An 11743-nucleotide genomic window follows, 5' to 3' on the forward strand; every position below is an offset into this window, starting at 1 on the left:
GCCGTACAAGTATCAGTTCCGCTGTCAATGTCTGACGTAGGTATAAGTACGCTCAACTGATGGGTTGTTGGTATGTGTGGCAACCGCGTCGAGGAACTGGAAACGCGCGTCCAAGAACTGGAGGCTTCTGTCGAGGGGCTGACCGACGAACTCGTCGAATGCAAAGTTCGGATTCGTGAACTTGAAAACGCCGTCGACGACGACAGTGGCCTCGGCGGGGACGCCGAACACGCCGGTTCCGAGAGCGAGGCTGCAGCGGCCGAAACCGAGGCGTCGGCCGACGACGAGGAGATCATGACTCCGGAGTCCGACAACTCTAACACCGAGGATACCGAGGGGGCAGACAAGGAGGACGAGGCCGCGTCCGAGTCGGAGGGAGAAGACGACTCCGGCTCCGACATTATCGTCGCGTAGGAAGTCGGCCCACCACCGCATGCATATCAAAGAGCTGGTCCTCGACAACTTCAAGAGCTTCGGGCGGAAGACCCGAATCCCGTTTTACGAAGATTTCACTACTATTAGCGGCCCGAACGGGTCGGGCAAGTCCAACATTATCGACGCCATCCTGTTCGCGCTCGGACTCGCCCGCACTTCGGGCATCCGCGCCGAGAAACTGACCGACCTCATCTACAATCCCGGCCACGCCGACGAGGACGCCGAGTACAACGGCGAACGGCAGGCAAGCGTCGAGGTCATCCTCGCCAACGACGACCGTACGCTCGAACGCGCGCAGGTCGTCAACGCCGCGGGCACCGAGGACGTCGGCGACGTGGACGAAATCGCCATCAAGCGCCGGGTTAAGGAGACCGAGGACAACTACTACTCCTATTACTACATCAACGGTCGCTCGGTCAACCTTTCGGACATTCAGGACCTCCTCGCGCAGGCGGGGGTGACGCCCGAGGGGTACAACGTCGTGATGCAGGGCGACGTGACCGAGATAATCAACATGACTGCTGGCTCTCGTCGGGAGATAATCGACGAGATTGCCGGCGTTGCCCAATTCGACGCGAAGAAGGCCGACGCCTTCGAGGAACTGGAGGTCGTCGAAGAGCGCATCGGCGAGGCGGAACTGCGCATCGAGGAGAAGCAGGACCGTCTCGACCAACTCGAAGACGAACGCGAGACGGCGCTCGAATATCAGTCCCTGCGCGAGGAGAAAGAGGAGTACGAGGGCTACCGCAAGGCCGCCGAACTCGAAGAGAAGCGTTCGGCACTCGACGCCGTCGAAGGTCGTATCGAGCAACTCGAAGACGAACTCGCGGACCTCCAGCGGGAACTCGACGAGCGACAGGGGAAGGTCGTCCGCCTCGAAGACGAACTCCACGCGCTCAATCAGGAAATCGAACAGAAGGGCGAGGACGAGCAACTCGCCATCAAGCGCGATATCGAGGAGATAAAGGGCGACATCTCGCGGCTCGGCGACAAGATCGACAACGCCGAGGAGGCCGTCGAGGACGCCGAGAACGAGCGCCGACAGGCGTTCGTCCAGATCGACCGCAAGCAAGAGACCATCGACGAGCTGGAGAGCGACATCCGCGAGACGAAAGTCGAGAAATCGAACGTCAAGGCCGATATCGCGAGCAAAGAGAGCGACCTCGCGGACGTCAAACAGCGCATCGACGACATCGGCGAGGAGTTCGAGGAGATAAAGGACGAACTCGAAGCCAAGCGCGACCGCCTCGAATCGCTGAAGAGCGAGCGCAACGACCTCCAGCGAGCGCAGGACCGACTGCTGGACGAGGCGCGTCGCCGCTCGAACGAAGAAGACGAGAAGCGAAATGCCATCGAGGAGGCCGAGGCGGAGATTCCCGACCTCGAAGCCGACATCGAGGACTTAGAGACGGAGTTAGAGAAAGCGCAGAAGAACAAGGAGACCATCGGCAGCGTCGTCGACGACCTCCGAGCGGAAAAGCGCGAACTCCAGTCGGACTTAGACGACCTCGAAGACGAGATTAGCGCCAAGCAACAGGAGTACGCCCAGCTCGAAGCGAAGGCCGGCCAGGACGGGGACTCCTCGTACGGGCGGGCCGTGACGGCCATTCTGAACGCCGGCCGCGAGGGCGTCCACGGTACCGTCGGGCAGTTGGGCGGCGTGGACCCCGAGTACGCCACCGCCTGTGAGACGGCGGCCGGCGGGCGACTCGCGCACGTCGTCGTGGACGACGACGGCGTCGGGCAATCGTGTATCGAGTATCTCAAATCGCGCAACGCCGGGCGAGCGACGTTCCTGCCGATTACGCAGATGCAACGGCGTTCGCTCCCGTCGCTGCCGAGCGCCGACGGCGTGGTCGACTTCGCGTACAACCTCGTGGACTTCGATCCCGACTATGCGGGCATCTTCGCGTACGTGCTCGGCGATACGGTTGTCGTCGACGACATGGAGACCGCTCGCGACCTGATGGGCGACTACCGAATGGTCACGCTCGAAGGCGACCTCGTCGAGAAGAGCGGCGCGATGACTGGGGGCTCGTCCTCGGGGACGCGCTACTCTTTCTCGGGCGGGGCCGGCCAACTCGAACGGGTCGCGACGCGCATCAACGACCTCGAAGACCAGCGTGCGGACGTGCGCGACGACCTCAGAGATGTCGAGGAGCGCCTCGACGACGCCCGGGACCGCGAGTCCGACGCGACCGAACAGGTCCGTGATATCGAGACGAGCATCGAGCGCAAACAGACCGCGTTCTCGGAGGCCAGAGAGCGCATCGAGAAACTCGAAAGCGACCTCGAAGAGATCGCCGACGACCGCGAGTCCGTCGCCGACGAGATGGACGAGTTGGAGGCCGAAATCGAGGCCAAGAACGAGGAGATATCGGCCGTCGAAGCCGACATCGAGGAGCTAGAGGCGGAGGTGCAGGACTCCGAACTCCCCGACCTCACCGACGAGCGCGAGGCCATCCAGAGCGACATCGATGGCCTCGAAGACCGGATGGACGACTTGGACGCCCAGTTGAACGAACTGGAACTCGAAAAGCAGTACGCCGAAGACGCTATCGAAGACCTCCACGACGACATCGAGGCCGCCCAGAACCGCAAGGCCGAGAAGGAGGAAGCCATCGTCGAACTGGAGGAGCAGGTCGAGGAGAAGGAGGCGCTGAAAGCCGAGAAAGAGCAGGCGGTCGCCGACCTCGAAGACGAACTCGCAGACCTCAAAGAAGAGCGCGAGGAACTGCGCGAGGAGCTACAGGCGGCCAAGGAAGCCCGCGACGAACAGCAGTCGGCGGTCACCGATGTCGAACGTGACCTCGAAGACGAGCGGGAGGACGAGGAGCGACTCGACTGGGAGATCGACGAACTGGAAGCGCAGGTTGGCGACTACGACCCGGAGGACGTGCCCGACCACGACACCGTCGAAGCCGAGATCGAGCGCCTGACCGGCGAGATGGAGGCCTTAGAGCCGGTCAACATGCGCGCCATCGACGAGTACGACAGCGTGGCCGAGGACCTTTCTGCCCTCCAGGAACAGAAGGACACGCTCGTCGACGAAGCCGACGGTATCCGAGACCGCATCGACACCTACGAAGCCCGGAAGAAGGAGACGTTCATGGACTCCTTCGACGAGATCAACGAGCAGTTCGAGGACATCTTCGAGCGCCTCTCGAACGGAACGGGCCATCTCCACCTCGAAGACGAGGCGGACCCCTTCGAGGGCGGCCTGACGATGAAGGCCCAACCCGGCGACAAGCCCATCCAGCGGCTGAACGCCATGTCCGGCGGCGAGAAATCCCTGACCGCACTCGCCTTTATCTTCGCCATCCAGCGACACAACCCCGCGCCGTTCTACGCGCTGGACGAGGTGGACGCCTTCCTCGACGCGGCCAACGCCGACCTCGTCGGCGAACTGGTAGACGAGCTAGCGGGCGAAGCCCAGTTCGTCGTCGTCTCGCACCGCTCGGCCCTGCTCGAACGCTCCGAGCGCGCCATCGGCGTGATGATGCAGGGCGACAACGTCAGCACCGTCACCGGTATCGACCTCTCGGGCGAGGGACCGGACGACGAGGAGGCGATAGCCGATGACTAGCGAGGGGCGTGCGACCGAAGGGAGCGCGGCCCTCGGAGGCGAGCGGCGAGAGCCGCGAACAATAGCGAGAACCGGGCCGAACGAAGTGAGGAGCGGCCCTCGGGCAAACCGAGCGGCGAACGGAGTGAACCGCGATGACTGACGACGACATCCCCCTCGACATCACTGGCCACGAAGACCGCGAGCCGCCTAGCGGCTCGGAGTCGTCGAGCGGGGAGGGAAGCGACCCGCGAGACAGAGAGCGGCCGAGTGGTGCGGAGTCGTCACCGTTCGGAAGCGACTCGAACGAGAGCTCGGGAGATACCGACACCACCGACGACGTCGACCTTCTGACGGACAGCGAGGCGGACGGAGAGAACGACACGGACGACGACGAGGAGAAGGCCGAACCGGTCGAGGTGCTGGTGCAACTCGCCGACGACGGGGAGATCGACCCGTGGGACATCGACGTTGTGCGAGTCACCGATAAGTTCCTCGCGCGGATCGACGAGAGCGACCTGCGGACCTCCGGCCGGGCGCTGTTCTACGCCTCGGTCCTCGTGCGGATGAAGAGCGACGCGATGCTCGGCGAGGACGAACCGGAGGAACCGATGGCAGAGCCGTGGGAGCAGGCGATGACCGAGGACGCTCCAATCGACCAACCGGACCCCTTCGCCTCGCTGGAGTCGGAGATGGACCGGCGACTGGAGCGCCGACGCGCCCGCGGGATGCCGCGGACGCTGGACGAACTGGTCAGGGACCTGCGGGACGCCGAGCGGGATTCGTGGTGGAAAGAATCGCGCGAGTACGACACCAGCGACTCGCCGAAGGGGTTCCAGCGCGGGACACAGGAACTCGACTACCGCGGGGCCGACGACATGCGACTGGACGACGAGCCGTCGGCGGCCGACGTGACCGGCACCGCCCACGCCGAGAACATCGACAACATCATCGAGGACGTGCATGCCGCCGTCCGCGAGCACTACGAGAAAGGCCGCGAGGAAGTCCTCTATCGGGAGGTCCACCACGCCGGCGGGTCCCGAGTCGAGACGTTCCTCGGGTTGCTATTTCTGGCCCACCGCGGACAGGTCTGTCTCCAACAGGACGACCTCTTTGGCGACCTCTGGATTCAGGACCCGAGCGCGGTGAGCGGGTCCGAGGAAGCCGTCGCCGACTGAGGGCAGAAACAGGTTCAAACGGGACGAACCCGTAGAGAGGGGTAATGGCCCACAAGTCGTCGCCGACGGATCTCCCCGACCCCGAGCGACTTGCCGACGCCTTCTACGTCTACGAGGTGGATACGACGCACGAAGACGGGATTCGCTACTACGGCGAGCCGATGACGGAACGAGAGCGCGTCGTGCAGGCGGTCGGACCGGCGTTTCGCCGTCGCGGCTACCGCGTCCGCCTCACGGAGGAGATGGGCGAGTACGTTCTGGTCGTCAAAGAGCGGTCGCTGGGCGTCGACGGCGTCCCGTGGACGAACGTCGCGCTGGCGCTGGCGACGCTGCTCTCGACGCTGTACGCGGGAAGTCGATGGTACGGGTTGCCAGTTATCTCTGACCCGGCCTCGCTGGTGCAGGCGTGGCCCTTTGCGGCGGCGGTGCTCGGCATACTCGCGGTCCACGAATTCGGCCACTACGCGCTGAGCCGGTACCACGAGGTGCAGGCGAGTCTCCCCTACTTCATCCCGCTCCCGTTCAACGTCATCGGCACGCTGGGGGCGGTCATCCAGATGAACGACAACATCCCCGACCGGAAGGCGCTGTTCGACATCGGCGTTGCGGGGCCGCTCGCGGGGTTAGTGGCGACGGTGGTGGTCACCGCCGTCGGCGTCACGATGGACCCGATTCGAGTCCCCGGTGGAATTATCGCACACGTCGATATCGGCTACCCCCTCTTGATTCGCGGTATCGCGGCGCTGCTCGGCGAACAGGTCGTCTACGCCGACCCGAATCTGATCCCGAACCCCGTCGTCATTGCCGGGTGGGTCGGCGCGTTCGTCACCTTCCTGAACCTGCTGCCCGTGGGACAACTGGACGGCGCACACGTCACCCGGTCGCTATTGGGCGAGAAGATGTGGTCCATCCAGACGGCGGTGCCGCTGCTCTTGTTCGGACTCGCGGGCTACCTCGTCGTCTTCGAGAACGGCCAGGCGGCGGCATTGTGGGCGTTCTGGGGCGTGTTGACGCTCGTCTTCGGCCGCGTTGGATCGGCGACGCCACTGGACGAGACGCCGCTCGGGACCAAACGGGCGGCCGTCGGCGTCCTGACGTTCGTCCTCGGCGTGCTGTGTTTCGCGCCGGTGCCGATCGTCATCTCGCTGTGAGAACGCGGACGCTGACGCCGATGGCTCCCGTCTCGGTCCCGCGCTTCGAGTCGTCCCGTCCGCTGCGGGGAAACACAGAGATAGGAGGAGCGTGAACGGGACGCTATGAGCGAGTCAGCGGGTGTCCCCGAACCCGACTTCGAACAGCTCCACGCGGCGGTCGAACGGCTGCTCGACGAGACGGTCGACCGAGAGGAGGCGCTGGAACTCTCCGCGGAGGATTTACACGTCGACGTTCCCATCCGGTTCGGCGAGGACGCGCCGCGGGCGCGCTGGGGGTTCGACGGCGACGTGACTATCACCGTGGAGGGGGTTCGCGGGCCGCTACGGGAGTGGATCGAGCTCCACGAGGACCGAATCGTCGAGTCCGACGACTGACCGAACCGCCGTTTCACGCCGCTGGCTAGTGTTAGAAAGACAGAAAGAATTATGCCAATCCAGGTTCTATGATAACAATACACATGACTCCCACGAAGATACGCGAGCGACTCGAAGAGACCGAAGACAGGGTCGACACCGAGGAGTTCGTCGCCGCGTTGGAGTACGTTCGAGACGACGGCCGCCGTCGCCGTCGCTGACGAGTCGTTCCGAGCGCGAACGGAGCGGTCTCTGCTTAGCTGTCAGTGAGCCGCCAGCCGTCGCCATCGACCGTTGCCACGTCTCGTCGGACCATCTCGTCCATCACTTCGTCGAGGCGGTCGGGCTGAGCGATCTCCATTTCGATGCGCTCGACGCCGTGGTACGCCCGGAGGAGCGAGCGAACGTCGTCCATCGTGTGGACCGTTCGGTCGCTCTTCTCCATGACGCTGCCGACGAGTTCGATCATGTCCTCGACGAAGTTCCAGGGGTAGACGACCCACGTCCACTCGTCGAGTCGCTCGCCGACGAACTCCGGTTCGTGCTCGCTGGTCTGGAGTAACTGCAGCGTCGCCGTTCGGACGGTACCGGGATTTTGCTCCTGTACCGTCTTGGCGGCCGTCTCGATGGACTGGCCGGTGTCGGCGATGTCGTCGACGACGAGGACGTCTTTCCCCTCGACCGCGCCGTCGGCCAGCGGATAGCGGACCTCGGCTTCGTCGCCCTTCTGTGCGGTGCCGACGTAGTGCTCGACCTTCAGACTCGCCAGGTCGTCGAGCCCGAGGAAGTCACAGAGACAGCGCCCGGCGAACCACCCGCCGCGGGCCAAGGCGACGACGACGTCCGGTTCGAAGTCGGCGGCTTTCACGTCGTCGGCCACGTCTCGACAGAGACCGTAGATGTACTCCCAGTTGGTGATGGTACACGGGAACTCCTCCGGTAACTCGCCCATACACTCTCGCGTGGACGGGCGGACTTAACCGTTTCAGAACGGTCTCCTCGGAGTTTCCGCCCCCGTCGCGGCGGCGTCGGTCGATACATCGCCGAGCGCCGTCGTCCCGGAAAACAGTTCCCAACTGTCCCCGAAACAGAGTTACCAGTGCTTATCGTTCGCATGGGCCGTCTAACTAACTCCCTGCTACGTCCACCCAGGTGGTATGAATGCGGTACGGACCCATGCAAGTCTGTTCCTCCTCTCGGCGCTCATCGTGACGGGAACCGCAGCGCTCGGACTGTTACCGCTCGGAGCGGCACAGACTGTCGGCAACGGCACCTTCGTCGTCGAGTCGACGACAGAGGCCCAGTCCTTCGACTATACGTTCACCGTCGACGGGACGGTCTCGAAGACGCAGGCCGACGGCTACGCGTCGGAAGCGAGCGACCGAATCGTCGAGAACGACGACGGAACCGTCACCGTCACCGGGACCGCCGGTGACCAGTGGGGCGACGCCTACGAGGTGGACGGACAGGTCGTCGCCTTCGAAAAGACCGAGGGCGATTCGTCCTTCCGCCTCGAACTCGACGGCGACGACGTGACCGGCGTTCTGACGGGGCAACGCGGCGACACCGCCGCGTCCGCCGAACCGATCGACACCTGTACGACTATCACCGAACCCGGCCGCTACGAACTGACGACGGACCTTCAGGATAGTGGCGTCGAGACGTGCATTCACGTTCGGTCTGACGACGTGGTCCTCGACGGTGATGGGCACGTCGTCGACGGCGTCGGCCGTAACGGCACGGTCGGCGTCCGCGTGTTCAACGGGACCGACGGCGAACGGCTCGGCCCGGAACTCACCAACGTCACCGTCACCGACGTGCGGGTGCGCGACTGGGAGCGCGGCGTCGTCGCGGGCGAGATATTCCAGGGCGGACCGACACTGCGCGTTTCGGACCTTGACGCACGGGACAACGCGGGCGGCCTCTTCCTCTACGACGTCGAGGATTCGACGGTCGAGAACGTCACGCTCGCCGAGAACGGGGACGGCCTGCGGACGTGGGAGACGACCAACCTCACCGTGCAGTCGCTTAACGCTTCGGCCAACGCCGACGTAGGCGTCCGCGTCGGCCAAGCCTCTAGCAACGTCACGCTTTCCGACCTGCGGGCCGCGGACAACGGCGGTCGCGGCGTCGTCATCGGCACGACGGGCGTCAGCCGCGTGTCCCTCCGTGATGCCGAGGTGCGGAACAACGGCGGCGTCGGCGTCGACTTCCGCTTCGACGTGTTCGATCACACCGTCTCGAACACGGTCGTCGCCAGCAACGGGGACGACGGCATCAGACTCGTCGACGCCAGCGACGTTCGAATCCGTGACACGGTCGTGCGAGACAACGCTGGCGACGGCATCAAAACGACGCGGAGTACCGGGTCGCTCAGCAACGTCACGCTCCGTGATAACGCCGGACTGGCCTACAACGACACGGCACGGGACGGCGACGGGTTCGACGGCGAGCGGGTCCGTCTCTCCGGCGTGACGGTCTCGTTCACAGCCGGGGAGCCGACGCTCACCGGGGGACCGTCGGTCCCGACGCTCCCCGACGGCTACCAGCGAGCGGGCGACGCGCTCCGAGTTTCGAACGCGCTCCCATCTGACGGTCTCAGCGCGTCGTTCACCGTCCCGAACGCCAGCGACGGCGAGCGCGCCGAACTGTGGTATCACGACGGCGAGACGTGGGGGCGAGTGGACGGCGCAGCAGTCGAGGGTGGCACCGCCACGGTCTCGGTCGTCGGTAACGGAACTCTCGCACTACTCGAACCGAGTGGGCCGAGTGCAGACGCGACCTCGGTGACAGAGCGCGACGGAACCACCGCCGACGCCAGTGGCGTGCCCGCGAACGGAACGGCGTTCGTCGTGGCTTCGACGACCGAAGACGCGTCGTTCAACTACACGTTCACCGTCGAGGGCACCGTCTCGAAGACGGAAGCCGACGGCTACGTCGCCGAGGAGAGCGACCGCATCACCGAGAACGGCGACGGGACGGTCACGGTTACCGGGTTTGCCGGCGACCAGTGGGCCGACCCCTTCGAAGTGGAGGGACGAATCGTTGCCTTCGAGAAGACCGGCGGGACCTCCCAGTTCCGTCTCGAACTCGACGGCGAGGACGTGACCGAGAAACTGGTGAACTGAACCCGAATCAGGGGCTCGGCGGCACCACAAACGGTCGCTCGTTCAAGCAACGAAGGCGTCGTACAAGAGGTCACTTACCCCTTCAGAACCGGCCACTGCAGAGTGGTAGATAATAGACTGCGAGTTTCGTACTACTGTTGAACGAAGATGAAGGGGCGGTCGGCGACCCACTCCGCGGCGTCTATTTCGGAGCGAATGGATTCTTGGAGTCGGTCCGTCTCCTCGGCGGCATACGAGAACCCGTTCGACTGGAACTTTTCGATCCAATACTCTCGTGAGGCTTCGTTGACGTGATGGGTCCCCCTGTGCCCGGGTGGGGCGGCAGTGAAGAGCACGCGCGGCGCTGCTGCCGTGACGGTCTCGACGAGGGTGTCGGCGAATCGCGGCGGAATGTGTTCGGCAATCTCGATACACAGCGCCAAATCGTATCGGTCGTCGAGTTCCATCGGTTCGCGGAGGTCGTGGATAGTGAGCGCGTCGGCCGGTATCTCGGCGTGGTCTCGCGCCTCTGAAAAGCCTTCGACGCCGTGTATCGTGGCCCCGTGGGCTTGGAACCCGGTGAGGTAACGGCCGAGTCCGCAGCCAAAGTCGATCACGGAGTCGGGTTCGTATTCTTCGTAAAGGATGTCGGCGACAGCGTGGGCTTCCTCGGTCGGCGTGTTGGAGACTAGGTCAAGCCAGCGGTCGCCGAATCCGTAGATGATGTCGGGAGTAGCGATACCGAGCGTGTCTGCCTTGGCGAGCACCCATTTGCCGATTGTGGTGATGAACGAGCGCATACCATACGGTCCAGACCGTTATCTATCACTATACGTCGCTTACTCGGTCCTGTGGATGAATGTGGACAGTAGACACTGAATCCTCGGAAGAAGGCCGTCGTACCGGCCGCCTGTGGCCGTCGATACGTCTGCTTACCAGCAACTGTTATCCGGGGGGTCCCACAACACGGTGGCATGGAGACGCGACAGGTGCTGCTCGTCGATGCGTTCGCCGCGGAACCGATGACGGGCAACCCGGCCGGGGTGGTGCCCGAGGCCGAGGGACTGACCGACGACCAACTGCAGGCCATCGCGAACGAGCTAGGTGCCAGCGAGACGGCGTTCGTCCTGCCGAGCGAGGACGCCGACCATCGACTCCGCTACTTCACGCCCGAACAGGAAGTTGATCTCTGCGGCCACGCGACCATCGCGGCCCACGCCGCGCTGTTCGAACGCGGGGTTCTGGAGGCCGAGCAGTGTACGTTCGAGACGGCCTGCGGCGTCCTCGACGCCGAGGTCAAACCCGACGGGACAGTATGGATGGAGCAGGGTGACGCCGACATCCGCGAGGTGGACCTCCCGTTGACCGACGTGGCTGACGCGCTCGGCGTGGACGTGGCGACGCTGCGGGACGTGGGTGCGGACCTGCCGCTTGCGGTGGGCGACACCGGCTTTCCGTGGCTGTTGGTGCCGATCAACTACTTCGAACATCTCAGTGGGATCGACCCGGACCCGGCGGCCATCGAGGAGTGTTGTGAGGCGGCCGACGCGATGGGACTGTACGCCTTCACGTTCGACACTATCAGCGGCGAGTCGACGCTGCACGGCCGCGCGTTCGCGCCGCTTGCCGGCATCGACGAGGACCCGGTGACCGGCACCGCCGCCGGGGCCTGTGGCGCGTACGTCCGCCGGTACGGCGCGCTCGACGACACTATCGAGCAGGTGGTTGTCGAACAGGGCCACTTTCTCGACCGGCCGGGCACCGTCCGCGTCGATACCGACGGCACCGAGGCGTGGGTCGGCGGCCGGGCCGTAACCACGCTCGACGGGTCGCTAACGGTTCCTGACGCCAACGAGGACGACGGAATTATCGAGATATAGTTCGCTCGGATGCGAGTGAACGCCCCCCAGTTTGTGCCGCCACCAGAAGCAACTTAATGGTTCTTGGGGA

General features: G+C 64.5%; 9 protein-coding genes. 7 read left to right on the forward strand and 2 right to left on the reverse strand.

What is annotated here, in order from left to right:
- Nucleotides 1–72: 72 nt before the first annotated feature.
- From E4S61_RS01185 to E4S61_RS01205, 5 genes are all read left to right on the forward strand, one after another.
- Complete coding sequence (locus E4S61_RS01185) at nt 73–414, forward strand: DUF7518 family protein (RefSeq protein WP_135302078.1); 342 nt, start codon at nt 73–75, stop codon at nt 412–414.
- Between the two features lie 19 nt (nt 415–433).
- Nucleotides 434–4021 carry a chromosome segregation protein SMC gene (gene smc / locus E4S61_RS01190; protein WP_135302079.1) on the forward strand — a complete coding sequence of 1196 codons (3588 nt, stop codon included), beginning with the start codon at nt 434–436 and terminating at the stop codon, nt 4019–4021.
- A 134-nt stretch (nt 4022–4155) separates the two neighbouring features.
- Nucleotides 4156–5178, forward strand: coding sequence for a segregation/condensation protein A (locus E4S61_RS01195; protein WP_135302080.1), 1023 nt, complete (start codon nt 4156–4158; stop codon nt 5176–5178).
- 44 nt (nt 5179–5222) lie between these two features.
- Nucleotides 5223–6329 carry a site-2 protease family protein gene (locus E4S61_RS01200; protein WP_135302081.1) on the forward strand — a complete coding sequence of 369 codons (1107 nt, stop codon included), beginning with the start codon at nt 5223–5225 and terminating at the stop codon, nt 6327–6329.
- A gap of 105 nt (nt 6330–6434) precedes the next feature.
- Nucleotides 6435–6707, forward strand: a complete 273-nt coding sequence (locus E4S61_RS01205) for a hypothetical protein (RefSeq protein ID WP_135302082.1) — start codon at nt 6435–6437, stop codon at nt 6705–6707.
- A gap of 235 nt (nt 6708–6942) precedes the next feature.
- On the opposite strand, the gene E4S61_RS01210 is transcribed toward E4S61_RS01205, so the two are convergent.
- Complete coding sequence (locus E4S61_RS01210) at nt 6943–7638, reverse strand: phosphoribosyltransferase (protein WP_135302083.1); 696 nt, start codon at nt 7636–7638, stop codon at nt 6943–6945.
- 205 nt (nt 7639–7843) lie between these two features.
- On the opposite strand from E4S61_RS01210, the gene E4S61_RS01215 reads away from it, so the two are divergent.
- Complete coding sequence (locus tag E4S61_RS01215) at nt 7844–9814, forward strand: right-handed parallel beta-helix repeat-containing protein (protein WP_135302084.1); 1971 nt, start codon at nt 7844–7846, stop codon at nt 9812–9814.
- Nucleotides 9815–9945: 131 nt separating this feature from the next.
- Here the strand turns inward: E4S61_RS01215 and E4S61_RS01220 are convergent, their stop codons facing one another.
- A complete protein-coding gene (locus tag E4S61_RS01220; protein ID WP_135302085.1) occupies nt 9946–10593 on the reverse strand; it encodes a methyltransferase domain-containing protein in 648 nt (215 codons plus the stop codon).
- Nucleotides 10594–10767: 174 nt separating this feature from the next.
- Between E4S61_RS01220 and E4S61_RS01225 the strand changes: the two genes are divergently transcribed.
- A complete protein-coding gene (locus E4S61_RS01225; protein WP_135302086.1) occupies nt 10768–11673 on the forward strand; it encodes a PhzF family phenazine biosynthesis protein in 906 nt (301 codons plus the stop codon).
- Nucleotides 11674–11743 lie beyond the last annotated feature (70 nt).

The sequence above is a fragment of the Haloarcula amylovorans genome (assembly GCF_004681185.1).
GTDB classification, from domain to species: Archaea; Halobacteriota; Halobacteria; order Halobacteriales; family Haloarculaceae; genus Haloarcula; species Haloarcula amylovorans.